The sequence below is a fragment of the Caenispirillum bisanense genome (assembly GCF_900230255.1).
Lineage (GTDB): Bacteria > Pseudomonadota > Alphaproteobacteria > Rhodospirillales > Rhodospirillaceae > Caenispirillum > Caenispirillum bisanense_A.
Map to the genome: position 1 here is coordinate 21665 of NZ_OCNJ01000004.1, position 22564 is coordinate 44228.

The window sequence follows — 22564 nt, forward strand, 5'->3', positions numbered from 1 at the left end:
AAGCCGATCACTCAAGAATAGCGGGCGGACGGACGGTCGAAGGCGGCCGCCGGGCGACCCGACGACCGACACGAGGGGTGCCCAGAATGTTCATCCAGACCGAGCCGACGCCCAATCCCGCGACGCTGAAGTTCCTGCCCGGCCGTCAGGTCATGCCGGCCGGCACCGCCGACTTCACCAGCCCCGAGGCCGCCGAGCCGTCGCCCCTGGCGGCGCGCCTGTTCGGCGTGTCCGGCGTCACCGGCGTGTTCCTGGGCGCCGACTTCGTGACCATCACCAAGGCCGAGGGCGAGGACTGGCAGATCCTCAAGCCCATGATCCTCGGCGCCATCATGGAACACTACACCAGCGGCGCGCCGGTCATGACCGGCGCCACCACCGCCGGCCCCGGCGGGGCCGAGGACGGCGGCGAGGACGACGACGAGATCGTCGTGCAGATCAAGGAACTGATCGACACCCGCGTGCGCCCCGTGGTGGCCCGCGACGGCGGCGACATCGTGTTCCGCGGCTTCCGCGACGGCGTCGTCTACCTGCACATGCAGGGCTCGTGCTCGGGCTGCCCCAGCTCCACCATGACCCTGAAGAACGGCATCGAGAACATGCTGCGCCACTTCGTTCCCGAGGTCCGGCTGGTGGAAGCGGTGAACTGACCGCAGCCGCCGCGACTCGCGACACGACCGCCGACGGCCGGGCCCTGCGCCCGGCCGTCTGGCATTTCGGGGGCAGGCCGCGACTCGGCGGAACCCTTCGGCCGGGGCCACCCCTCGGTCTTTCGGCGTAGGTTCCGCATTGACGGCGGGTGCGTGAGTCGTATCATCCCCGGCGCGAGCACCGGTGCGGGGTGGGCGGGCTATCCGCCGCCGCCGGTGCCACGAGCGCCGCCGCATCGTCGGCGGCACCCCGCCGGACCCGGTGGATCGGGAAGTGAATGGGGGACCGTCCGGCTTGCAGGCAGTGCGACCGCTCGCGCCAAGGCGCGGTCGCCGGCCGACCAGAGAAGAGACCACGGAATGAGGACGACGACTCCGACGTCCGGTCGATGGTTCGACCGTTTTGCTCTTGGCTTGCTGGGGACGTGCGTGCTGACGCTCTACGGCGCCACCCTGGCCGAACTGGCCACGCCCTACCTGCCCGGTGCGCCGGCGCGCGGCGAGGTTGGCACGGCCCTGTCCGGCAGCGTGCCGGCGCTGCGCTACACCTTCACCTCCGACGGGCAGGAAGCGCGCACCCTGCAGCCGGCCGCCATGACCAAGGTGTCCTTCCCGGCGCCCGAGCCCCTGCCCGTGCGCCTGCCCGGCGACGGCTTCGCCGAACGCCCCCGCCTCGCCAGCGCCGAGACGGTGCGCGAGGTGGCGCGCCTCTACGACGCCCTCGGCTACGACCTGGAGCGCGTGGCGACCGGTGTCAGCGTGCCGCGCCTCTACCTCGCCACCGTGCCCGACGACATGCCGGTGGTGGACGACATCGAGACGCGCAAGAGCGTCTTCATCCGCTCCATGCTGCCGCTGATCCTGCGGGTGAACGAGGAAGTGGCGCGCGACCGCGCCCGCCTGATCGAGATCGACGCCCGCCTGAAGTCCGGCGAAGGCGTCCACCGCACCGACATGGCGTGGGTCAGCGAACTGGCCGACTCCTACGGGATCCGCGACGCCGATATCCCGAAGCTGCTGCGCAAGGTGGACGTGGTGCCGCCGTCGCTGGCGCTCGCCCAGGCCATCGAGGAAAGCGGCTGGGGCACCTCGCGCTTCGCCCGCGAGGCCAACGCCCTGTTCGGCCAGTGGACGACCAAGAGCCACGTGCCCGGCATCAAGACCTACGTGTCGCCGAGCGACCCCAACTACAACAACCGCATCCGCGCCTTCCCGAGCCTGCTGGACGCCGTGCGGTCCTATGTGCGCAACTTGAACACCCACCGCGCCTACGCCGAGTTCCGCGAGGAACGCGCCCGCCAGCGCCGCGCCGGGACCGAGTTGAACGGCCACGCCCTGGCCGGCCACCTGCACTTCTATTCCGAGCGCGGGCCGGACTACATCGCGACGCTGCGCGAGATCATGCGCGCCAACGCGCTGGCCGACCTGGACGGCACCCGCCTCGGGCGCCAGCTGGCTGCCCTGCCGTGACCGGGGGCGCCCCCGCGAAAGCGGCGCAAGCGCCTGCAAACGCTGGAGAATCACCGCGACAAAAAGGTGAAATCGGCTGTTGCAAGGTCCGGCACTCCCTTATATAGTGCCGGCCTTCCAGGCGGGGGACCGCAGCGCCGCAAGGCCGCGACACAGTCCCCCGATCCTTGCGGAGGGGTGGCCGAGTGGTTGAAGGCGCACGCCTGGAAAGTGTGTATACGGTGTTGAGCCGTATCGAGGGTTCGAATCCCTCTCCCTCCGCCAGAATTCTGCATCGAGCCCTCGTGAGGACGCCCTCCTCCGGGGGCTCGGTCGTTTCCGGCCTCTGGTGACACCTCCCTCCCCCTCCCGGCGGCGCTCACGATTGCGCGACCGGGTGTAATCGACACGCCCCCTCACGACCTCGTGACGTGACAATCCGGCGGCTTTTATTTCGCGGATTCCAAGTAACGACCTTGTGAAACGTCTACCGAGACTTCGAAGGTGACTCTCCCGACTTCCTGAACGACAGTGATCTGGCAGACCATTCTGCTGCCAATCAAATGGACGACAGGGAGTTCCCGCAATGACCATCGCCAGCACCCGCAACCTCGCCCTTCTGGTCGCCGCCGCCGTCACCGGGGCCGCCGCCCTCGCCGCGCCGACCTCCACCGCGCATGCCGCCGACGAGAAGGAGAAGTGCTACGGCGTCGCCAAGGCCGGCCAGAACGACTGCCAGACGCCCACCAGCTCCTGCGCTGGCACCTCCAAGATGGACGGCGAGAAGGCCGCCTTCATCCTCGTCCCCAAGGGCACCTGCGCCAAGATCGTCGGCAGCTCGCCCCAGCCCATGTGATCGGCCACTGCGACGGGAGGACGCGCCATGCCCGACCTGCACGCCGGTCTGCGCACCGGCCCGGCCGGCGGCCTCGCCCCGGCGGGCACCGGCATCGGCGCCAAGGCGATGCACTTCGCCGATCTGGCGGCGGTGCGTCCTCCCCTGGCCTTTCTCGAGGTCCACGCCGAGAACTACATGGGCGCCGGCGGCCCGCCGCATCGCTGGCTGGACGTGCTGCGCGAGAGCTACCCGCTCAGCATCCACGGCGTCGGCCTGTCGCTCGGCTCCGCCGGGCCGCTGCACGCCGGGCACCTGGAGGCGCTCGGGCGGGTCGTGAAGCGGTTCCAGCCGGCGCTGGTCTCCGAGCATCTGGCGTGGTGCCGCAGCGGCGAGACCTGGCTGAATGACCTGCTGCCCATCCCCTACGACGAGGCGACGCTCGCCCTCCTGGTCGACCACGTCGACGAAACCCAGGACCGCCTGCGCCGCCGCCTGCTGATCGAGAATCCCTCGGCCTACGTGGGCTGGAGCGGCTCGACCATCGCCGAGGCGGAGTTCCTCGCCACGCTGGCGGCCGAGACGGGGTGCGGCATCCTGCTCGACGTCAACAACCTGTTCGTGTCGGCCTGCAACTTGGGCTTCGACCCGCTCGCCTACCTTGATGCCCTGCAGCCGGCGGCGATCGGCCAGTACCATCTCGCCGGCCACCATCACCGCCGGCTGCCGGAGGGCGGCGAGATCCGCATCGACGACCATGGCTCGCCGGTGGCCGACCCGGTGTGGCAGCTGTTCGACGCAGCGCTGCGCCGCTTCGGCCCGCGCCCCACCCTGGTGGAATGGGACAGCGACGTGCCACCGCTCGACGTGCTGCTCGCCGAAGCCGCCCGCGCCGACCGCCACCTCGCCGAGGGAGCGCGCCATGTCCGCGCTGGCTGACCTGCAGGCCGCAATGGCGGACTGGGCCTTGCACGGCCGGCCCGTTCCGGCAGCCCTGGCGGCGGCACACGGCCCGCCCGCGGCGGCGGCGCGGCTGTCCGTCTACCGCAACAACACGCGGTCGAGCCTGACCGAGGCGCTCATGGCCGCCTATCCGGTCACCACCCGCGTCGTCGGCGCCGACTTCTTCGCCGCGCTCGCCGCCGCCTACCTGGAAGGGCATCCGCCGCGCGCCGCCAGCCTGCTGCACTACGGCGACCGCCTGGCCGCGTTCCTGGCCACGTGGGCGCCGGCGGCGGCGCTGGTCTACCTGCCCGACCTCGCCCGGCTGGAACGGGCCTGGACGCTCGCCTACCACGCCGCCGAGGCTCCGACCCTCGACCCGGCGGCGCTCACCGCGCCCGGGGTCGCGGAGCGGCTCGGGTCGCTCCGCCTCGTGCCCCATCCGTCGCTGCACCTCGTCGCATCGCCGTGGCCGATCGCCGAGATCTGGCGCCAGCACCAGGGCGAGGACGAGCCGGCCGGGATCGCCCTGGACGCCGGTCCGAGCCGGGTGGCGGTCGTGCGGCCGGCGGCGGAGGTGCGGCTCTGCGACCTCGCCCCCGGCGCCCTCGCCCTGGTGACCGCCCTGGCCGAGGGGCGCCCGCTCGCCGCCGCGCTGGACGCGGCCTTCACCGCCGACCCCGACTTCGCCGTCGAGCGGGACTTCGCGGCGGTTCTCGCCGCCGGCCTGTTCACGACCCTGGAGGCCCCATGATCGCCGTCGCCCGCACCCTGCTCGCCCGCCTCGACGCCCAGCCGCTCGCCCTCGCCCTGCTGCTCTGCCGCCTGGGGGTGGCCGCCATCTTCTGGCGGTCGGGCCAGACCAAGGCGGACGGCTTCACCATCCTGGAAAGCACCTACGACCTGTTCCGCTACGAATACCAGGTGCCGCTGCTGCCGCCCGACGTGGCGGCGGTGATGGCGACGGTGGCCGAGCACGTCCTGCCGATCCTGCTGGCGATCGGCCTCGCCGGGCGGCTGTCGGCGGCCGGCCTGCTGACCATGACGGCGGTCATCCAGGTCTTCGTCTACCCCAACGCCTGGCCCGATCACCTGCTGTGGGGCTCGGTCCTGATGCTGATCCTCCTGCGCGGGCCGGGTCCGCTGTCCCTGGATCACCTCGTGCGGCGGGCTCAGGCATAGGTCACGCGGCGCAGCAGCGCCTCCAGCGGGCCGCGGCCGAACCGGGCCGCCACCAGCCCGACCGCCGTGACGGCCACCGCGGCGACGGCCAGTGCGACGGGGACGAGCCAGGCATGGCCGATCGCCGCGAACAGGCCCGCGCCGTAGCCGCCGAACAGGACGCCCGCCACCACCCCCTGCGCCACGTAGACGGACAGGGAGTTGCGCCCGGCGGTCACCACCAGCGACGGCAGCCGCACCCGATCGGCCGCGTCGAGCAGCAGCGACAGATAGACGGCCGACAGCAGCGGGGCGCCCGGTGCCAGGGCCATGAAGCCCGCCAGCTCCAGCCCCTCGTACTCCGGCGGCAGCCAGCCGCCCATGGCGGCGGCATAGAGCAGGTTGAGCGGCACCCCCACCGCCGCCAGCAGCGGCACCGCCCGCTTCAGCCGGCGGCGGTGCGGGCTGTCGGCCTCGAACACCCCGAGCCGGCCGGCGGCGATGCCGGCGGCGAAGGCGGCGAAGGCGAGCGGCGCCTGGAACAGCAGCAGGAACCCGAAGGTCGCCGGCCAGTCGGCCAGCCGCGCCCGCGTCGCCTCGCCGAACGAGCCACTGAGCCCGGCCGCGCTCCCCAGGCCGAGATCGCCCGACAGCAGCACGCCGAGACTGGCGAGACAGACCGCCGCCACCGGCACCATGGCGGCGGCGATGCGCAGGAGCGTGCGCGGCGACGCCGCCCGCAACGGCCACACCAGCGCCCCCAGCAGCGCATAGAGCAACAGGATGTCGCCGGTGAACACGAAGACGGCGTGCAGGCACCCCAGCACGGCCAGCACCGCCAGGCGTCGGCTCCACCGCCGCCCGAAGCAGGCGCCCGCCCGTGCGGCCGCCTGCGCCTGCACGTGCAGCCCCCAGCCGAAGACGAAGGAGAACAGCAGGAAGACCTTGGCCTGCAACAAGGCCTCGACGGCGAAGGCCACGGCCCGGTCGGCCGGCGCTTCCGGCGGCGTGAACAGCGCCTCCAGCGGCAGGCCGAGGAAGGGCACGTTGACGACGCAGATGCCGACCAGGGCGACCGCCCGCACCACGTCGACGGATCCGTTGCGGACTGCCGTTGCCATGATACCCTCCTTGTTGAGCAAGCGCTCAACATGAATTGAGCAAGTGCTCAATTTTGTCAAGGAGGACCCATGCCCCCCACCGAGAAGGCCCTCGACCGCCGCCGCGCCCTGGTGCGCGCCGCCGCCACGCTCCTGCCCGTCCTCGGCCTGCGCGGCACCACCACCCGCGCCGTCACCGACCACGCCGGGGTGGGCACCGGGCTCCTCAACCACTACTTCCGCTGGCCGGAGTTGCGGGCGGCCGCCTGGGGCGCCGTGTTCGACGCGGTCGCCGAGACGCAGTACGCCGATGGGGCGACGAACCCCTCCGGCGCGATGGAGCGTTACTGCACGACCGCCTTTATGGAAGAGTCGCGACCGTACTGGCAGCTGTGGATCGAGGCCTGCGACCTCGCCCCCGCCGACCCCGCACTGGCGCGGGAACTGGCGCGGGCGCAGGCCCGGCTGACGGACGGGCTGGCCCAGACCCTGCGGCACGGCGTCGCCGCCGGCTGCTGGACCCTCGCCGACCCGGCCGCCACGGCCGTGCGTCTGGGGGCGCTGCACGACGGGCTGGTGGCGCTGCTGCTGTCGGGCATCGGCGGCATCGGCCCCGCCGAGGCCGAACGCCACCTGCGCACGGCCTTCGCCCTGGAATGCGGCCTGCCGGCGGATCGTGCTCGTCCCTGACCGCCGCCCGAGGATCGTCCGCCGCATGACCGTTGCCTTGTCTCCCCTCCCGCTCCGCGCCCGCGGCCGCGCCGCCCGCCCGCCGACGGCCGGCGGCGGCGCCGCCCCCTTGCCGCCGGTGCGGACGACGGCGGGGGTGAGGGCGCTGATCGTCGATCTCAACAATTTCGCGTCCTTCCCGACGCTCGCCGTCGGCCTGCTGGTCGGGTCCCTGCGGGATGCCGGCCACAGCGTCGAGGTGCTGTGCCCGCTCGCCTACGACGTGCCGGCCGCCCTGCGCGAGCGGCGCGAAACCCTGCGCGATCACCTCGCCCGCCGCATCCACCTGTCCACCTGGGCGCCGTTCCGCTCGGTGCGCGACGCCGCCCGCGTCGCCCGCGCCTGGTGGACCGGCCGGCCGCATCCCGTGGTGCTGCGCGAGGTGGCGCGGGCGCTGGAGCAGAAGCCCGACGTGCTGCTGCTGTCGGCCTACCTGCAGCATTACGCCTCGGTGGTGGAGATCGGCTGGCTGGCGGCGCGGGCCGGCGTGCCGCTGGTGCTCGGCGGCCCCATGTTCAACGTCGGCGGCATCGCCGAGGCGTGGCGCGCCGTGCCCGGCCTGACGGCCCTGGTGGGCGGCGAGGTCGACCTCTGCCTGCCCGACCTGGTGGCGACTGCGGCCGCCAGCGGCGACTTGCTGCGCTTTCCCGGCGTGACGCTGCCCGACGGCCGGCGCTCCCGCCCCGCACCGCCGCTGCGGCCGCTGGACGCCTGCCCGCTGCCCGACTTCACCGACTTCCCGTGGGACCGCTACCCCTTCCGCATCATCCCCATCATGACCGGTCGCGGCTGCCAATGGAGCCGCTGCCGCTTCTGCAGCGACGTGGTCTCGGCCAGCGGCCGCACCTACCGCAGCCGCAGCCTCGGATCCGTGCTGGCCGAGATGGACGAGCAGGCGCGCCGCTACGGCACCGGCAACTTCCTGTTCCTCGACCTCAAGCTCAACTCCAACCCCGGCCTGTTCCGCGGCCTGATCGAGGAGATCCCGCGCACCGTGCCCGGCGCCCAATGGGTCGGCACCGTGCACGTCGACCAGCGGGCCGACAACGGCCTGTCGCGCGGCGATCTGCGGGCGGCGGCGGCGGCCGGCATGCGACGCATCAGCTTCGGCCTGGAAAGCGGCAGCCAGCGCCTGCTCGACGCCATGGACAAGGGCAGCTCGGTCGAGGCCAACAGCGCCTTCATCCGCCATGCATGGGAGGCTGGCCTCAGCGTCCGCTGCACCCTGTTCAAGGGCTACCCCGGCGAGACCGCCGACGACCTGGAGCAGACCGCCGAGTTCCTCGAACGCCACGCGCCTTACCTCGACCGCGTGCGCTTCAACGAGTTCGCCATCCTGGAGGACACGCCCGTCTACGACGAGGTGAAAGCCTCCGCCACCGCCCTGGAGGAGCTGACCCTCGGGGCGGAGGATCGCCGCAGCGGCCGCACCCGCGCCGACCATCGCGCCGCCGGCAGCCCCGCCTACCGCCGCGCCAAGGCCCGCGCGCTGGCGGTCGTCCACGCCATCAACCGGCGCGAGGTGCGGCGGGCGGCGCGCGCCTTCGACGGCCTCATGTGACGCCCGCGCCATGTCCCTGCGCGACACGCCGAGCCGATCCTCCCCCCTCGCCCGCCGCCTGCGCCGCCTGACGACCGGCGAGCGGCGCGACGAGGCGGAAGCCTTCCTGCGCCTGTTCCATCGCGAGACCGGTCGCTCCGACACCGCCTTGCGCCGCCGCCTCGCGGAAGTGGAGGGCGCCCTGCGGCGGCGCGGCACCTACGACCACACGCCCGACGAACTGGCCTTCGGCGCCCGCGTCGCCTGGCGCAATCATGCACGCTGCATAGGGCGGCTGTTCTGGGAATCGCTGGAGGTGATCGACTGCCGCGACGTCTCCGACCCCGACGCCATGGCCGGCCACATCGTCGAGCACATGGCGACGGCGCTCGGCGACGGCCGCATCCGCTCGCTCATGACCGTCTTCGCCCCGGCCCGGCCCGACCGGCTGCCGCCCTATGTGGAAAGCGCCCAGATCACCCAGTATGCCGGCCACCTGCGGCGCGACGGCTCGGTCCTCGGCGACCGCCGCACCCTGGAAGCCACCCGCACCGCCCGCCGCCTGGGCTGGACGCCGCCCGACCCGCCCGGGGCTTTCGACATGCTGCCCTTCGTCATCCGCGACACCTTCGGGCGCCGCGTGCCCTACCAGCCGCCGCCCGACTGTTATCGCGAGGTCGCCATCACCCACCGCGCCCACCCGGGGCTGGGCGACCTGGGGCTGCGGTGGTATGCGGTGCCTTGCATCAGCGACATGATCCTGACCATCGGCGGCATCGACTACCCCTGCGCGCCCTTCAACGGCTTCTACATGGGCACGGAAATCGCCTCGCGCGATCTCGCCGACGTCATGCGCTACGACACCCTGCCGGCGGTGGCGCGCGCCGTCGGCCTCGACCCCGACCGCCCCGGCGACGGCCTGTGGCGCGACCGGGCGCTGACGGAGCTGAACGACGCCGTGCTGCAGTCCTTCCGCGCCGCCGGGGTGACCATCGTCGACCACCACGCCGCGTCCGAGCAGTACATGGCCTTCCTGCAGCGCGAACAGACCGCCGGCCGCTGCCCGAGCGGCGAATGGACGTGGATCGTGCCGCCGCAGGCGTCTTCGGCCTGTCCGGTGTTCCACCTCGCCATGGAAGACCGCCGCCTCACCCCCAACTTCTACCGCTCCCGCGCCGCCGACGGCGCCGGCTTCGGGCCCGATGTCGAGGACCTGGGACCGGTGCGGCGCACCCTGCGGCGCTGGCAGCGGCGCTGGACGGCGACTCTATAACCGCCACACCAGGTCGTTCAGCCGGTTGGCGATCAAGCCCGGCAGGACACTGGCGAAGGCGACGTCCGGGCCGGCGGCCATGACCGTCGGCGGGTGCGCCGACGCTGCGGCCTCGGTGATGGTCGCCATGCGGAAGTCGGCGGGTCGCTCGGCGACGAAGGCGCAGAGGTCCGCCAGCCGCCGCTGGTTGATGCGGTTGGGGCGCAGGGTGGCGAAGTCGGGGTCGCGGCGCTTGGCGAACTCGAAGGGATGCGTCAGCACCACCACCGGGCCCCCGTCGGCCGCCCGCACGTCCTGCAGCAGCCGGCGGGTGGTGCCGGCGGCCGTTCCGGTGATGGTCAGGCATTTCTGCCGCGGCGGACGACCAAGCGGCAGACCGACGTCGTAGGTCAGCACCGGCAACTCCGTCACCCCCTCCACCACATGGGCGCCGCCGGTCAGGTGCAGGGCGGCGTCGCCGCTGCGGTGGATGCCGAGCCCGACGTTGGACGCCACCGTCAGCCCGAGCCGCGCCATGGCGCGATAGATGCCGAGGTCGCACATCAGGTTGCCCATGCGCAGCGAGGTGGGGCGCGGCAGCCCCCAGCGCTCCATGACGCCGAGGCCGTTGGCGATGGTCGCCTCCACCGCTTCCGCCGGGCGGCCGCACAGGCTGTCACCGGGGCCGGCGCGGCGCACGCGGCTGCGCCAATCGGGGAAGTGGAAGATCTGCCAGCAGGGATGCAGGTGCAGCCCGACCTCGTGGCCGGCGTCGAGGATGCGCTCTGCATAGGTGCGCATGGGTTCGTCGCCGAAGTGGGCGGTGCACAGGGTCTCGACGAAGAAGGTGGCGCGCTGGCCGTGGCGGGCGAGCGTGCGTAGCAGGAAGTCGAGCCCGTGGCCCTCGCCGGCGATGCTGCACTCGACCGCCGGCGCGCCCACCGGCCGGCGGCGGTCGGGATCGTGGAAGGTGCCGGCGATGCTGAACTCGATGTCGACGGTGAGGCAGACGTCGGTCGGGGGCCTGGGCGGCATGTCGGGACGGCCTGTGCGGTGCGTGTCCCGGCAGTGTGCGACGCCCCTTGCGCAACCCCAAGGGAGCATGCGGCCTAACCGCTTGGGGGTGGACGCGCAGGGGACCGTCGCTCAGGCGCGGGCCTTGCGCACCTCGGCGATGGCCGCCTCGACGGCGTCGAAGGGCAGCATGACGGAGCCGTGGCGGCTGCGCAGGTCGCGCACGAGGCGCAGGTATTCCAGGTCCTGCCAGTCGCCGCCGGGCAGCGGGCCGTCGTCCTTCAGCATGGCCCGCATGGCGGCGGCGACGGCGTTCACCTCCGTCGCCGAGTGGCCGACCAGACACTCGGCCAGGATGGCGGTCACCGCCTCGCCGAGCGCGCAGGCCCGCACGGCGTAGCCGAAGCCGGTGATGGTCTCGGCGTCGTCCAGCGTCACGTCGACGGTGATGCGGCTGCCGCACAGGCGGCTGGTCTTCTCCACCGTCGCCTGGGGCGCGGGCAGGCGGCGATCCTCGCGCACGGCGCGGGAGTAATCCTTCAGCTTCTCGCTGAAGAGATCGATCATGGCGGTCGAGGTATCGTCGGCGCTGGTGCTCATGGGGCTGCGGCCATTCCCTGGATGCGACGGCGCAGTCTAGCGCCGCACGGAACATGGGGAGAAGACCTTATCGGGTCACCCCTTGACGGACTTGGCCGTGAACCGCTCCACCGTCACCGTGTCGGACCAGTACCCCGCCGGCAGCCCCGCCTTGTGCTCGAGGTGGGCGACGAAGTCGCGCGGGTCGGGCAGCGTCTCCCATACCGCCGGCAGGAACAGGCCGCGGGCCCCGCCGTCGCCGAGGATGAGGCCGTCCACCCCCGGCCGCAGGCGGGCGATCAGGTCGGCCTCGTCGCGCACCGGGAAGGGCTCGGGCGGCGTCAGGACGGAGAGGGAGACGGCGACGCCCGGCCACTCCGCCTCGGTCAGCGGCGGAAACCGCGGGTCGTGGAAGGCGGTGCGCCAGGCGTTCTCCGCCACGTCCTGGGCGAGCGGCCGCCATGCCTGCGGGCTGCCGATGCAGCCGCGCAAGGTGCCGTCGATGGTCAGGGTCACGAAGCAGGCCCCGTTGTGGCGCAGCGGCTCGGGCAGCGTCATGGGGTCCACCACCAGCGGCGCGCCGTGGTCGAGGCCGTGGGCGATGGACCGCCGGGCGAGGTCGATCAGCGCCGGACCGTGGTCCCGCAGCATGGCCTCCACCGCCGCCTCGGGGCTCGGCGTGGAGGCCCCGGCGCCCGCCTCCCACAGCGCCCAGGCGCCGTAGCCGACCACCCGGTCGCGCGGGCCGGCGGTGTCGCCCGAGGATCGCACGTCGAGCGTCTCGATGGTCATGCCGCGGCGCTTGGCCGCCAGCAGCAATCCGGCCATGGGCGTGCGGCCGCAGGCGCGGTCGTAGGTGAGGCGGGCGGGGTCGAGCGCCTCGATGGCGGCACGCGTCTCGCCGTCGACGCGGCGGCAGCTGTCGTAATCGAGGAAGTGCGACAGGTCCGTCGACACCACGATCAGCGTCTCCGGCCCGCCCCACAGGTGGTCGAGCAGGGCCGCCACGTCCTCGGGCCGTGCCTCGCCGACGCACACCGGCACCACGGCGACGTCGCCCAGCACGGCCTTGAGGAACGGCAGGTGGACTTCCAGGCTGTGCTCCTCGGCGTGCGCCTCGTCGGAATAGCCGCAGCCGGGCACGGTGGCGACCAGATCCTCGATGGCGGCGGTGTCGAGGGTCACCGGCCCGAGCGGCGTCGCGAAGGCCGCCGCCGTCGGCAGCGCCATGCCGCGGAAGGCGACGCGATGCGCCGGCCCGAGCAGCACCACCCGCCGCACCGTCCCCGCCAGCGGCGCGAGCCGCGCATAGGCCCGCGCGGCGACGGGGCCGGAGTACACATAGCCGGCATGCGGCGCGATGATCGCCTTGGGCGCCGGCGCGGCGGCAGGCACGCTCGCCCGCGCCTCGGCCATCAGGTCGGCGAGGGTGCGGGACAGGCTCTCGGCGTCACCGGGATAGAAGGCACCGGCGACGGCGGCGGGTCGCATGTGCGTCATGGGGCGTCTCCTGTCGCGGGGCTCACCCTGACGATAACGCGGAGGTCAGCCCGAGGGTACGGCGGGAAGGCGGAAGAAGCCCTTGATGTTCGCCGGATCGACGACGGCGATCTGGATGTGCGTCTTCTCGAAGAAGCCGGCGTTCTCGTAGATCGCCTCGCCCTCGCGGAAAAGCCCGCGCACGGTCTCGAACGGCGGATTGCCGGCGACGGTGCTGTTGAGATAGTGCAGATGGCGGATTACCGCACAGTCCAGGTGGCGCCTCTCGAAATCGAGCGTCTGCCCCTTGTTCCAAGGCAGCGGGCCGGGGTAGCGGCCGGACCGGTACATGTCCTCGAGACTTTCATAGGCGGCCTTGACGGCGGCGATGGAGCGGCGCGACAGGAGATCCAGGCAGCGCCCCAGATCGATGACGGCACCGATCACGAAGGGGTCGGCGCGCCCCTTGCGGCCGCACCATTCCTCCGCCCATTCCAGGGCTCGCACCGGATCGGCCTCCCAGAAGTAGATCCCGGGGCCGAGCCAGTCGTACGAATTCTCGCTGCGGATCATGGACCGCTCGCCCGCCAGGATGGCTTCCCCTGTCGCCCTGTTGGTGCCGTGGTAGCCGAGGACGAAGGAGGTGGCCTGCCGATGCGGCATCAGCGGTACTCGGGGGCCAGTTCGCCGTCTTCGGTATAGATGCCTTCCTCGACCAGCACGCGCCGAGCAAACGCCGGGTCGCGCTTCGCCCGTTCTTCGAGCTTGGCGGCGGCATCCTGGATCTGCTTCAGATGCTCTTCGGTCATGGTGACCCTCTCTCGTCGTCTGCGCCGACGCTACCGCGGACGGGCATCGCCGGCAACGGTCAAAGCCACCCCAGCTTCTTGAACGCCCACAGGATCACCGCCAGCACCAGGCCCATGACGATGCTGGAGTAGAGGAAGCCGTGCGGGCTTTCGGCGAAGGGGATGCCACCGACGTTCATGCCCATCATGCCGGTCAGCACGGTCAGCGGCATGAACACCGCCGCCACCGCCGACAGCACGAACATGGTGCGGTTGAGGCGGGCGTCCATGCGGTGCTCGATGCGGTCCGACAGGATCAGGGCGTGCTCGCGGATGGCTTCCAGCACTTCCACCTGGCGCTGCACGATGTCCGACACCTCGCGCAGGCGGCGCTGGTGCAACGGCGTGATCCACGGCAGGGCGAGGTTGCAGGCCTGGTTCAGCGCGTCCTTCTGCGGCGCGATGTAGCGGCGCAGGTTGGCGGCCTGGGACCGCACCTCCAGCACGTGGTCGGCCGCCGGGTCGTCGCTCAGGGGCGAGCGGAAGCGGCGGCGGTGGCGGGCCAGCTGCTGCTCCTCCAGCTCGTCGACCACCTCTTCCAGGGTGTTCACCACCGGCTCGATGCCGTCGACCATGTATTCGGCGATCTCGCACAGCAGGTCGCCGACACCGGTCGGGCCGCGGCCGGCCTCCAGGGCGAAGTGCAGGTCGCGCACCGCCATCACCGGCAGGCGGCGGAAGGTGAGGATGCGCATGGGCTCGAACCACATGCGCAAGGACACCATGTCGTCGGGGTCCTCGCCGGGGTTCTGGTTGATGCCGCGCAGGTTGACGAGCGCGCAGTCGCCGTGGCCTTGGGCGCGCGGGCGGGTTTCCTCGGCCAGCACGGCTTCCCACACCAGCTCGTCGAGGCCCGAGTCCTCGCGCAGCCAGCGGCGGGTTTCCGGGTGCTGGCGGTCGAGGTGCGCCCACAGCGGCCCCTGCTCGGGCGTCCAGGCCAGCACCTCCTGCCAGCTCACCTGCCGGCCGCCGCCCGTGCCGTCGAGCAGCCAGCCGCGCACCATGGGTCCCACGTCGTCGAACACCGGCATCTCCGCATTGCGCAAGGGGGGAGGCGTCACCATCTCCCGTTCACCCTTCGTCTCTTGGTTTGGCAGGGACCGCCGGGCACCGCCGGAGGCGGTACGAGGCTCGGGGCATTCAGCCGAAGGATCGCGCGGATGGCAAGCACCACCTTCCCCGACGCCGCCCCCGGGCGCCACTTCCGGCGCCTGGACGACGGCCGCATCGAATGCCGCGTCTGTCCGCGCCTGTGCAAGCTGCACGACGGCCAGCGCGGCCTGTGCTTCGTGCGGGCGGCGGAGGGCGGCGAAATCGTGCTCACCACCTACGGCCGGTCGTCGGGCTTCTGCGTCGATCCGGTGGAGAAGAAGCCGCTCAACCACTTCCTGCCGGGCACGCCGATCCTGTCCTTCGGCACCGCCGGCTGCAACCTGACCTGCAAGTTCTGCCAGAACTGGGACATCAGCAAGGCGCGCGCCTTCGACCGCCTGCAGGACCAGGCGAGCCCCGACGCCATCGCCGCGGCCGCCGAAGACCTGGGTTGCCGCTCGGTCGCCTTCACCTACAACGACCCGGTGATCTTCCTGGAATATGCGACGGACGTGGCCGACGCCTGCCGGGCGCGCGGCCTGAAGACGGTGGCGGTGACGGCCGGCTACGTGGAGCCGGCGGCGCGGGCCGATTTCTTCGCCCACATGTACGCCGCCAACGTCGACCTGAAGGCCTTCACCGAGGGCTTCTACAAGCAGCTCTGCACCGCCGCCCTGGCGCCGGTGCTGGAGACGCTGCGCTACCTGAAGCACGAGACGCCGGTGTGGCTGGAGATCACCACCCTGCTCATCCCAGGGCAGAACGACTCGGACGACGAGGTGACGGCGCTGTCGGACTGGATCGCGGAAACCCTGGGGCCGGACGTGCCGCTGCACTTCTCGGCCTTCCACCCCGACTACCGCATGCGCGACATCCCGGCGACGCCGGCCACGACGCTGAGCCGCGCCCGGCGCATCGCGCAAGCGGCGGGGCTGCATCACGTCTATACGGGAAACGTCCACGACCCGGAGGGCGGTTCGACCTGGTGCACGGGCTGCGGCGCGCTGCTCATCGAGCGCGACTGGTACGACCTCGGCCGCTGGCACCTGACGCCCGAAGGCTCCTGCGCGTCCTGCGGCACGGTGCTGCCCGGCGTGTTCGAGGCCGCGCCGGGAACCTGGGGCCGGAAGCGGCTGCCGGTGCGGCTGTCGGCTTGATCGTCTGCCCTCAGGCGCCGGGCGCGCGCGTCGCGCGCTTGGCTCCCGCGGCAGGGGCCGCGCGGCGCGGTCGCGCCGTAAGGAATTGTTCGTCTGCCCTCAGGCGCCGGGCGCGGGCCTCGCGGCCCGCTTGGCTCTCGCGGCAGAGGCCGCGCGGCGCGGTCGCGCCGTGGGGAATTGTGTGAGCCGCGCTGTCCGACCCGCGACGAGACGTGCTCGCCACGGGTCGGGGTTATCAGCGCCTCAGAGGGCGGCGGTGCAGACCACTTCCACCAGCCATTCCTTCTTGGCCAGCTGGGCCTGCACGGCGGCGCGGGCCGGCGGGTTGCTGCGGTCGATCCAGGCGTCCCACACGCGGTTCACGGCGGCGAAGTCGGCGGCCATGTCGGTGACGTAGACGGTCGCGGCCAGCAGCTTCGACTTGTCGGTGCCGGCCTGCTTCAGCAGGCGGTCGATGCTCGCCAGCACCTGCTCCATCTGGCCCTCGGCCGGCAGCGAGGCGTCGTCGGCCACCTGGCCGGCGAGGTAGACGGTGTTGCCGTGGATGACGGCCTGGCTCATGCGCGGACCCGGGTCGATACGCTGTACGGTCACGATGCAAATCCCTTTCGTGATGAAACTCCGGTGGAGGGGTCGGAGTCTGCGACGACGGCGGCGGGGTACGCAAGCGTTCCTTTGCGGGGCGCCCGCCGTTGCCACGCGCGCCGTGGCGTGGCAGGCTCGCCGCAATCCCCGACTTTCACCGTCAGGAACGATCCGCGATGACCGCCGACGCCACCGACCGCAGCCTCTATCCGCACTGGACGACGGAGAAGATCCGTTTCGCCGACCTCGACACCCTCGGGCACCTGAACAACTGCGCCTTCGCCGTATACTGCGAAAGCGGCCGCGTCGAGTTCCTGGAGGACCTGCACGCCAACGCCCTACGCGGCGGGGCGGAGATCAACTGGGTGATCGTCAACCTGGCCATCGACTTCCGCGCCCAGGGCCACTACCCCGGCACCTGTGACATCGGCACCCGCGTCATGCGGGTGGGCGGCAAGTCGGTCACGCTCGGGCAGGCGCTGTTCGTGGGCGACACCTGCATCGCCACGGCCACCAACGTCGTCGTCCTGTCGGACCTGCGGGCCGGCAAGGCGGTGGAGCTGCCCGAGGCCCTGCGCGCCCGCCTCGCCGAACTGACCGGTGGCGGGGTGCCGGCATGAGCATCGTCGTCATCACCCCCGAAGGCGCGGAAGCCGCCGCCGAATACGCCCGCCACACGGCGACCGCCCTGCCCGACATGGACGTCCACGTGTGGCCCGAGACCGGGCCGCTGGAAGACGTGACCTACGCCCTGGTGTGGCAGCCGCCCGCCGGCGTCCTCGGCACTTTCCCCAACCTGCGCGGCATCTTCAACCTGGGCGCCGGGGTGGACGGCATCCTGCGCGACCCGACCGTGCCGGCCGACGTGCCGCTCATGCGCCTCGCCGACGCCGGCATGGGGCCGCAGATGGTGGAATACTGCCTCTACGGCGTGCTGCACTTCCACCGTGCCATGGACCTCTACCGCCGCGACCAGACCGCCGGCGCGTGGGAGCCGCGCCCCTTCGTCGCCGCCGAGGACCGCCGCGTCGGCGTGCTCGGCATCGGCACGCTCGGCGCGCAGGTGGCGCAGGCCATTGCCGGCTTCGGCTTCAAGGTCATGGGCTGGAGCCGCAGCGCCAGGCAGGTGGAGGGCGTCACCACCGTCGCCGGCCGCGACATCCTGCCGCGCTTCCTCGGCCGCACCGAGATCCTGGTGAACCTGCTGCCGCTGACCGACGAGACGCGCGGCATCCTCAATGCCGAGACCCTGGCCGCCCTGCCCGCCGGCGCCTGCATCGTCAACGCCGCGCGCGGGGCACACATCGTGGAAGCCGACCTGCTGGCGGCGCTGGACGCCGGACAGATCCGCGGCGCCCTGCTCGACGCCTTCGAGGTGGAGCCGCTGCCGGCCGACCACCCCTATCGCGCCCATCCCGGCATCGCCATCACGCCGCACATCGCCGCCCAGACCCTGCGGCTGGAGGCCTGCCGCCAGATCGTCGCCAACATCAAGTTGCTGGAAGCCGGCCGCCAGCCGCAGAACCGCGTCGACCGCGGCTCCGGCTACTGACGACGGGACGCGCGCGCCCGGCCGGCGTCACGCCTGCAGGGCGCGCATGTTCTTTTCCACCAGCTTGAGGCCCGAATAGATCTTGGCGATGTGGCCGCCGATGGTCTTGGCGGCCGCGATCACCGGCTTCAGGTCGTCGACGGCCTTGGTGATGCGGCCCCAGGCGGCGTCCACTTTGGTCAGCTGCACGTCCTTGCCGGCGTTGGCCTCGCGGATCAGCTTCTCCAGCTCGGCGTGGAACTCCATCTTGCGTTCCAGGCGCTCCAGCACCGCCTTCTGGATGGCGGCCAGCTTGCCGCGTTCGTCGTCGATCTTGTCGACCAGCCCCTGGATCTGCGCCAGTTCCTTGCGGGTCGCCTTGGCCAGCGCCTCGGCCTTGGGGTCCTTGGTGCTGCTCTTGGCGAGCTTGGCGGCGGCCTCGCCCAGCTTCTTCTCCGCCTCCGCCTTGCCCTTGGCGAGGTCGGCGATCTTCACTTCGAGGTCGGAGATGTTCTCGACCATGCGCTGGCAGTGCATCCAGTGCTCCACCTTGGCCTTCTCGCAGGTCTTGGCGTAGCCCTTCACCAGGTTCTGGGCGTCGCTCGCGAGCTTGGACAGGCCGCCCTTCTGCTGCGCCTTGGCCTTCTTGTCGAGGTAGGTGCGCAGGTCGCTGTAGGTCGACAGCAGCTTCTTTTCGGCCATGTTCTCGTTGCGCTGGGCCTTCTGGTAGACGTTCACCCAGGCGCCGACGGCCCCCGCCGCCGTGCCGAGGATGCCGACGGCGCTGACGCAGATGGAGGCGATGACCAGCGGCGACAGGCCGCCGAAGGTGGCGACGGCGCCGGTCACCGAAGCGGCGATGCCGACGCCGCTGGCGGCGATGGCGGCGAGCGCCACGGCGGTCGCGATGATCGCACCGCCCACCGCCTTGGCGACGGCCAGCTTCTTGCGGGTCTTCAGCTTCTTGCCGAGCAGCTTGTCGGCCAGGAAGGCCTTCTCCAGGTCGGCCGGCACGCCCTGTTCGAAGGTCAGCACCGCCTGCTTCACCATGACGTTGGCGGCGACCACCATGTCGGCGATCTCGCGCTTGTCGGTGATCTCGCCCTTGTCGATCTTCTTCGCCAGGGTCTTGTCGAAGTGGACGATGCCCTCATTGATCGCGGCCACCAGCTCCGCCACGCGCTGCTTGGTGCGGATCTTCATGACCTCCAGCGCGCCGCGGTGGCGCGGGTCCTTGTCGGACAGGAAGGCGACGCGCACCTCCACGCTCATGGGGTCGCATTCCAGGTACTTGGTCTGCTTGAACTTCAGCGTCTCGGCGAAGATCACCGACTGGTTGCCGGGCACCAGCCCGACGGCCGAGGGATCGGCCGAGTCGAAGGCCGCGCCGCTGCCGGTATGGATCTCCAGCGCCTCCTGGTCGTCGAGGATGCGCTTCAAGTCCTTGCGGGCCAGCAGGATGCGGGACTCGATGGTGGCCGCCATGGTCGCCGCCGCCGTGCCGATGCCGTCCAGCGCCTTGCTGGTGTCGGCGAGCACCGGGCTGTGGCGGACGATCTGGCTGCCGATACGGTCGCGCTGCTGGCCGGCCAACGTCTCCAGGCGCTGCAGGTCCTTCACCAGGGCGGCGGTCTGCTTGGCGATGGGGCCGCCGTTGAGGCTGTCGAGCGTGCCGCGCACCCAGCCCGAGCCCCGCTTGGGGGCGAGCCGCTGGGCGGTATCGGGGTCGAAGTCGCTCCACGCCACGGCCTTCATGCCCTTGGCCAGCGCCTCCAGCGCCGCCCGCACGCCGCCGTCGCCGTTGAACACGAAATCACAGACGCGCGCACCCGGATTCCAGGTGACCGCCGTCAGCTCGCTCGGCAGCTGCATCCCCTCGTTCCCCCAGTGTGCGGCCGCCGGGGTCCTGCCCGGCCGGCCGCGGTCTTTCCCCATGACGGGCCGGCGGCCCCCGCCGCACAAGCCCGTCGAACAAACTGGAGCGGGTTCCTCGGTCTCTTGTCAAGGGGATGGGGATGGGGATGCGGTGCCGGTCAGGGGGCGACCGGCGCCACCAGCGCGGCGATCTGCAGCATGCGCGCCAGCGGGATGCTGAAGGCGATGCTGGAGAAGGCGAGCGCGTCCTCGCCTTCCACCGTCGTCGGCGGATGCCAGGCCGGCGCCAGCGGCGCGGCCTCGGCGAGGTCCGGCGCGTCCATGACGGCCACGGCCCCGCCGGTGCCCCAGCTCGCGCGCACGTCCCATGCGCGGCGCGGCCGGGTCCAGCGGCGGGCGAGGCGGCCGCCGGTTTCGATGACGCAGACTTCCTCCAGCGTCGGGCAGGCGACCACCGAGGACAGCGACAGCCACTCGTTGTCGGGGCAGCGCGCCTCCACCACGCCGACGGCGAGCACGGGGACGGCGCGGCGCAGGCCGTCGGCCACCGTCACCACGTCGATGGCGCCGGACCGGCCGCCGGGCGCTGGCAGCGGCGGCGCGATGCGGTCGACGGCCACCCGCCAGCGGCCGGCATGATCGTCGGCGTGCTTTTCCAGCAGCGCCCGCATGATCTCGCGCACCGCCGCCGGGCCGGGACGGGCCGCCGCAGCGGGAAAGAAGGGATCGAGGGATGCGGTCATGTCCAGGTCTCCTTCAGGACCAAGGGGTCTCGGTGCCCCGCACGCGGATCAGCATCTGGCGGGCGCAATCGAGGCAGCGGCGGGCATAGTCCACCACCTCGCTGGCATAGGCGTCGGGATCGTCGAGAACCCGTTCGGCGCAGGCTTCCAGGTCGTGGCACAGGGTCTCGTCTTCCGTGTCGGGATCGCCGGTCACGGTGGGCCTCCGCATTGGCCGGCCGGGCGGAGGGGAGGCCCGGCCGGGCGTTGGACGGGGAAGGATCAGGCGGCGCGGATCTGGTCGAGCATCGCCTTGATCTCGGCGGTGAGGCGGTCGGCACGGGCGGCGACGCCGTGGGCCGCGTCCTCGACGCTGGCCGCCGCCTGGTCCGTCTCGTCGGCGGCCTGTGAAACGCCGCCGATGTTGCGCGACACCTCGGTGGTGCCGGCCGAGGCCTGGGCCACGTTGCGCGCGATTTCCCGCGTCGCCGCGTTCTGCTGCTCGATGGCGGCGGCGATGGCCTCCGTCACCGCGGCAAGGCCGCTGACGCGGGTGGCGATGTGCTGGATGGCGGCGACGGTCGCCTTGGTCTCGTCCTGCACCGCCGCGATCTGCTCGGCGATCTCGCCGGTGGCGCGCGAGGTCTGGGTGGCGAGCGCCTTCACTTCGCTGGCGACGACGGCGAAGCCCTTGCCCGCCTCGCCAGCCCGCGCCGCCTCGATGGTGGCGTTGAGCGCGAGCAGGTTGGTCTGGCTGGCGATGTCGTCGATCAGGCTGACCACTTCGGAAATGCGCCCGGCGGCGTCGGACAGCTTGGCGACCATGCGGTCGCCGTCCTGGGCGTCGCGGGTGACCTCGCCGACGACGCCGCTGACGTCGGTAACCTGGCGCTGGATCTCGGCGATGGCGGCCGACAGTTCCTCGGTGGCGGCGGCGACGGTCTGGACGCTGGCCGAGGATTCCTCGGCACCGCTGGCGACGGCGCTCGACTGGTGAGCCACCTGGTCGGCGGCCTCGCGCATGGATTCCGCGGTGCTTTCCATGGCGTGGGCGGTTTCCGAAACCTCCATCAGAATCTGCCCGACCTGGCCTTCGAACTGGTCGGCCATCTGCAGCATCATGCGGCGGCGTTCGGCCCGGGCGTTCTCTTCCGCCTCGCGCTGCTGCTGTTCCAGGCGGGCGCGCTCCAGGGCGTTCTCGCGGAACACCTGCAGGGCGTGGATCAACTGGCCGACCTCGTCCTTGCGATCCTCGGCCTGCACCGTCACGTCGGTGTCGCCGTGGGCGAGGCGCTGCAGGGCCGCCGTGGTGGCGCCGAGCGGGCGGGTGATGCTGCGCACGACGAAGAACACGATGGCGCCGAGGACGGCGATGAACACGACGGCGGTGCCGCCGAAGGTGCCGACGTTGCGCCAGAAGGCGGCTTCCAGGTCGTCGACGTAGAGGCCGGTGCCGATCATCCAGCCCCAGGGCTCGAAGGCGACGGCGTAGGACACCTTGTCCACCGGCTTTTCGCTGCCGGGCTTGGGCCACATGTAGGGCACGAGGCCGCCGCCCTGCGCCGCCGCGGTCAACAGGTCGCGCAGCATGGGCTTGCCGGTCGGGTCGCGCATGTCGATGAGGTTCTGGCCTTCCATCTCGGGCTTCGGGCCCATGACCAGGCTGGTCCCCTTCTGGTCGTAGACGAAGACGTATTCGGTGCCGTCGAAGCGGGCGGCGCGCAGGGCCGCCTTGGCCTGCTCCTGAGCTTCCGCCTCGGAGATTTCGCCCTTGGCGGCGAGGGTGTGAAAGCCGGTGACGATGGTCTTGGCGACGTCGGTTATACTGATGAGCCGCGCGTGACGTTCGGTGGTCATGACCGCCCGCGTCTGAAGAATCGCCACCCCCATTCCGATGACGAGAGCAAGGAAAAGGACGAAAATCGGCCCCCAAATCTTGGCGGCGACAGGAGCATCTTTCAGTCTCATGGCAGTACTCCTCTGTTCACCGTCCACCGGATGATCCAGTGAATCGGTGTCGACGA

Annotated in this window: 24 protein-coding genes and 1 tRNA gene; 13 read left to right on the forward strand and 12 right to left on the reverse strand. The window is 71.8% G+C overall.

Annotated elements, in window-relative coordinates; translation table 11 throughout:
- Window positions 1-86: 86 nt before the first annotated feature.
- From CRP50_RS09885 to CRP50_RS09915, 7 genes are all read left to right on the forward strand, one after another.
- Window positions 87-650 carry a NifU family protein gene (locus tag CRP50_RS09885; protein ID WP_097279003.1) on the forward strand — a complete coding sequence of 188 codons (564 nt, stop codon included), beginning with the start codon at window positions 87-89 and terminating at the stop codon, window positions 648-650.
- Window positions 651-1079: 429 nt separating this feature from the next.
- Window positions 1080-2120, forward strand: a complete 1041-nt coding sequence (locus CRP50_RS09890) for a glucosaminidase domain-containing protein (RefSeq protein ID WP_176525108.1) — start codon at window positions 1080-1082, stop codon at window positions 2118-2120.
- A gap of 171 nt (window positions 2121-2291) precedes the next feature.
- Window positions 2292-2384, forward strand: a tRNA-Ser gene (locus tag CRP50_RS09895).
- Between the two features lie 301 nt (window positions 2385-2685).
- Window positions 2686-2955, forward strand: a complete 270-nt coding sequence (locus tag CRP50_RS09900; RefSeq protein ID WP_097279005.1) for a DUF2282 domain-containing protein — start codon at window positions 2686-2688, stop codon at window positions 2953-2955.
- Between the two features lie 27 nt (window positions 2956-2982).
- On the forward strand, window positions 2983-3873 hold the full coding sequence (locus CRP50_RS09905; RefSeq protein ID WP_097279006.1) for a DUF692 domain-containing protein: 891 nt from the start codon (window positions 2983-2985) through the stop codon (window positions 3871-3873).
- Window positions 3857-4630 (forward strand): DNA-binding domain-containing protein, encoded by a 774-nt coding sequence (locus CRP50_RS09910; protein ID WP_097279007.1) that lies wholly within the window; start codon window positions 3857-3859, stop codon window positions 4628-4630. Before CRP50_RS09905 ends, CRP50_RS09910 begins: the two co-directional genes overlap by 17 nt.
- Window positions 4627-5058 carry a DoxX family protein gene (locus tag CRP50_RS09915; protein WP_097279008.1) on the forward strand — a complete coding sequence of 144 codons (432 nt, stop codon included), beginning with the start codon at window positions 4627-4629 and terminating at the stop codon, window positions 5056-5058. The genes CRP50_RS09910 and CRP50_RS09915 overlap by 4 nt, the downstream gene beginning before the upstream one ends.
- Here CRP50_RS09915 and CRP50_RS09920 read toward each other — a convergent pair.
- Complete coding sequence (locus tag CRP50_RS09920; protein ID WP_097279009.1) at window positions 5049-6158, reverse strand: DUF418 domain-containing protein; 1110 nt, start codon at window positions 6156-6158, stop codon at window positions 5049-5051. The genes CRP50_RS09915 and CRP50_RS09920 overlap by 10 nt on opposite strands.
- A 69-nt stretch (window positions 6159-6227) precedes the next feature.
- On the opposite strand from CRP50_RS09920, the gene CRP50_RS09925 reads away from it, so the two are divergent.
- From CRP50_RS09925 to CRP50_RS09935, 3 genes are read left to right on the forward strand one after another with little or no spacing between them, the layout of a single operon-like run.
- Window positions 6228-6827, forward strand: coding sequence for a TetR family transcriptional regulator C-terminal domain-containing protein (locus tag CRP50_RS09925; RefSeq protein WP_097279010.1), 600 nt, complete (start codon window positions 6228-6230; stop codon window positions 6825-6827).
- A 25-nt stretch (window positions 6828-6852) separates the two neighbouring features.
- The gene (locus CRP50_RS09930) at window positions 6853-8427 is read left to right on the forward strand and encodes a B12-binding domain-containing radical SAM protein (RefSeq protein WP_097279011.1); all 1575 of its coding nucleotides are present in this window, start codon (window positions 6853-6855) and stop codon (window positions 8425-8427) included.
- Window positions 8428-8437: 10 nt separating this feature from the next.
- Window positions 8438-9679 carry a nitric oxide synthase oxygenase gene (locus CRP50_RS09935; protein WP_097279012.1) on the forward strand — a complete coding sequence of 414 codons (1242 nt, stop codon included), beginning with the start codon at window positions 8438-8440 and terminating at the stop codon, window positions 9677-9679.
- Here the strand turns inward: CRP50_RS09935 and CRP50_RS09940 are convergent.
- From CRP50_RS09940 to CRP50_RS09960, 6 genes are all read right to left on the reverse strand, one after another.
- Window positions 9674-10693: a polysaccharide deacetylase gene (locus tag CRP50_RS09940; RefSeq protein WP_097279013.1), complete on the reverse strand. Its 1020-nt coding sequence runs from the start codon at window positions 10691-10693 to the stop codon at window positions 9674-9676. The genes CRP50_RS09935 and CRP50_RS09940 overlap by 6 nt on opposite strands.
- Window positions 10694-10804: 111 nt before the next feature.
- Complete coding sequence (locus CRP50_RS09945) at window positions 10805-11272, reverse strand: iron-sulfur cluster assembly scaffold protein (protein ID WP_097279014.1); 468 nt, start codon at window positions 11270-11272, stop codon at window positions 10805-10807.
- 75 nt (window positions 11273-11347) lie between these two features.
- Entirely contained in the window at window positions 11348-12751 is a 1404-nt protein-coding gene (gene amrB, locus CRP50_RS09950; RefSeq protein ID WP_097279015.1) for an AmmeMemoRadiSam system protein B, read from the reverse strand.
- A gap of 45 nt (window positions 12752-12796) precedes the next feature.
- Window positions 12797-13393: a hypothetical protein gene (locus tag CRP50_RS09955; protein WP_097279016.1), complete on the reverse strand. Its 597-nt coding sequence runs from the start codon at window positions 13391-13393 to the stop codon at window positions 12797-12799.
- Entirely contained in the window at window positions 13393-13539 is a 147-nt protein-coding gene (locus CRP50_RS25545; RefSeq protein WP_176525109.1) for a hypothetical protein, read from the reverse strand. Before CRP50_RS25545 ends, CRP50_RS09955 begins: the two co-directional genes overlap by 1 nt.
- 59 nt (window positions 13540-13598) lie before the next feature.
- Window positions 13599-14642 carry a zinc transporter ZntB gene (locus tag CRP50_RS09960; RefSeq protein WP_097279017.1) on the reverse strand — a complete coding sequence of 348 codons (1044 nt, stop codon included), beginning with the start codon at window positions 14640-14642 and terminating at the stop codon, window positions 13599-13601.
- Between the two features lie 96 nt (window positions 14643-14738).
- Here CRP50_RS09960 and amrS point away from each other — a divergent pair, with 96 nt between their 5' ends.
- The gene (gene amrS / locus CRP50_RS09965) at window positions 14739-15827 is read left to right on the forward strand and encodes an AmmeMemoRadiSam system radical SAM enzyme (protein WP_097279018.1); all 1089 of its coding nucleotides are present in this window, start codon (window positions 14739-14741) and stop codon (window positions 15825-15827) included.
- A 243-nt stretch (window positions 15828-16070) separates the two neighbouring features.
- Here the strand turns inward: amrS and CRP50_RS09970 are convergent, their stop codons facing one another.
- Window positions 16071-16421, reverse strand: coding sequence for a RidA family protein (locus CRP50_RS09970; RefSeq protein WP_097279019.1), 351 nt, complete (start codon window positions 16419-16421; stop codon window positions 16071-16073).
- Window positions 16422-16588: 167 nt separating this feature from the next.
- On the opposite strand from CRP50_RS09970, the gene CRP50_RS09975 reads away from it, so the two are divergent.
- On the forward strand, window positions 16589-17032 hold the full coding sequence (locus CRP50_RS09975) for an acyl-CoA thioesterase (protein ID WP_097279020.1): 444 nt from the start codon (window positions 16589-16591) through the stop codon (window positions 17030-17032).
- On the forward strand, window positions 17029-17964 hold the full coding sequence (locus CRP50_RS09980) for a 2-hydroxyacid dehydrogenase (RefSeq protein WP_097279021.1): 936 nt from the start codon (window positions 17029-17031) through the stop codon (window positions 17962-17964). Before CRP50_RS09975 ends, CRP50_RS09980 begins: the two co-directional genes overlap by 4 nt.
- A gap of 27 nt (window positions 17965-17991) precedes the next feature.
- Here CRP50_RS09980 and CRP50_RS09985 read toward each other — a convergent pair whose 3' ends face one another.
- From CRP50_RS09985 to CRP50_RS10000, 4 genes are all read right to left on the reverse strand, one after another.
- On the reverse strand, window positions 17992-19815 hold the full coding sequence (locus CRP50_RS09985) for a hypothetical protein (protein WP_097279022.1): 1824 nt from the start codon (window positions 19813-19815) through the stop codon (window positions 17992-17994).
- 161 nt (window positions 19816-19976) lie between these two features.
- Window positions 19977-20561, reverse strand: coding sequence for a hypothetical protein (locus tag CRP50_RS09990; protein ID WP_097279023.1), 585 nt, complete (start codon window positions 20559-20561; stop codon window positions 19977-19979).
- Window positions 20562-20574: 13 nt separating this feature from the next.
- Window positions 20575-20757 (reverse strand): hypothetical protein, encoded by a 183-nt coding sequence (locus tag CRP50_RS09995; protein WP_097279024.1) that lies wholly within the window; start codon window positions 20755-20757, stop codon window positions 20575-20577.
- A 65-nt stretch (window positions 20758-20822) separates the two neighbouring features.
- A complete protein-coding gene (locus CRP50_RS10000) occupies window positions 20823-22397 on the reverse strand; it encodes a methyl-accepting chemotaxis protein (protein ID WP_176525110.1) in 1575 nt (524 codons plus the stop codon).
- Between the last annotated feature and the right edge of the window lie 167 nt (window positions 22398-22564).

Excerpts from the sequence above, each read along its gene's own strand:
- CRP50_RS09885 (WP_097279003.1), top strand. The coding sequence starts at position 87 with ATGTTCATCCAGACCGAGCCGACGCCCAATCCCGCGACGCTGAAGTTC.
- CRP50_RS09900 (WP_097279005.1), top strand. The coding sequence starts at position 2,686 with ATGACCATCGCCAGCACCCGCAACCTCGCCCTTCTGGTCGCCGCCGCC.
- CRP50_RS09905 (WP_097279006.1), top strand. The coding sequence starts at position 2,983 with ATGCCCGACCTGCACGCCGGTCTGCGCACCGGCCCGGCCGGCGGCCTC.
- CRP50_RS09910 (WP_097279007.1), top strand. The coding sequence starts at position 3,857 with ATGTCCGCGCTGGCTGACCTGCAGGCCGCAATGGCGGACTGGGCCTTG.
- CRP50_RS09915 (WP_097279008.1), top strand. The coding sequence starts at position 4,627 with ATGATCGCCGTCGCCCGCACCCTGCTCGCCCGCCTCGACGCCCAGCCG.
- CRP50_RS09920 (WP_097279009.1), bottom strand. The coding sequence starts at position 6,158 with ATGGCAACGGCAGTCCGCAACGGATCCGTCGACGTGGTGCGGGCGGTC.
- CRP50_RS09925 (WP_097279010.1), top strand. The coding sequence starts at position 6,228 with ATGCCCCCCACCGAGAAGGCCCTCGACCGCCGCCGCGCCCTGGTGCGC.
- CRP50_RS09930 (WP_097279011.1), top strand. The coding sequence starts at position 6,853 with ATGACCGTTGCCTTGTCTCCCCTCCCGCTCCGCGCCCGCGGCCGCGCC.
- CRP50_RS09935 (WP_097279012.1), top strand. The coding sequence starts at position 8,438 with ATGTCCCTGCGCGACACGCCGAGCCGATCCTCCCCCCTCGCCCGCCGC.
- CRP50_RS09940 (WP_097279013.1), bottom strand. The coding sequence starts at position 10,693 with ATGCCGCCCAGGCCCCCGACCGACGTCTGCCTCACCGTCGACATCGAG.
- CRP50_RS09945 (WP_097279014.1), bottom strand. The coding sequence starts at position 11,272 with ATGAGCACCAGCGCCGACGATACCTCGACCGCCATGATCGATCTCTTC.
- amrB (WP_097279015.1), bottom strand. The coding sequence starts at position 12,751 with ATGACGCACATGCGACCCGCCGCCGTCGCCGGTGCCTTCTATCCCGGT.
- CRP50_RS09955 (WP_097279016.1), bottom strand. The coding sequence starts at position 13,393 with ATGCCGCATCGGCAGGCCACCTCCTTCGTCCTCGGCTACCACGGCACC.
- CRP50_RS25545 (WP_176525109.1), bottom strand. The coding sequence starts at position 13,539 with ATGACCGAAGAGCATCTGAAGCAGATCCAGGATGCCGCCGCCAAGCTC.
- CRP50_RS09960 (WP_097279017.1), bottom strand. The coding sequence starts at position 14,642 with ATGGTGACGCCTCCCCCCTTGCGCAATGCGGAGATGCCGGTGTTCGAC.
- amrS (WP_097279018.1), top strand. The coding sequence starts at position 14,739 with ATGGCAAGCACCACCTTCCCCGACGCCGCCCCCGGGCGCCACTTCCGG.
- CRP50_RS09975 (WP_097279020.1), top strand. The coding sequence starts at position 16,589 with ATGACCGCCGACGCCACCGACCGCAGCCTCTATCCGCACTGGACGACG.
- CRP50_RS09980 (WP_097279021.1), top strand. The coding sequence starts at position 17,029 with ATGAGCATCGTCGTCATCACCCCCGAAGGCGCGGAAGCCGCCGCCGAA.
- CRP50_RS09985 (WP_097279022.1), bottom strand. The coding sequence starts at position 19,815 with ATGCAGCTGCCGAGCGAGCTGACGGCGGTCACCTGGAATCCGGGTGCG.
- CRP50_RS09990 (WP_097279023.1), bottom strand. The coding sequence starts at position 20,561 with ATGACCGCATCCCTCGATCCCTTCTTTCCCGCTGCGGCGGCCCGTCCC.
- CRP50_RS10000 (WP_176525110.1), bottom strand. The coding sequence starts at position 22,397 with ATGACCACCGAACGTCACGCGCGGCTCATCAGTATAACCGACGTCGCC.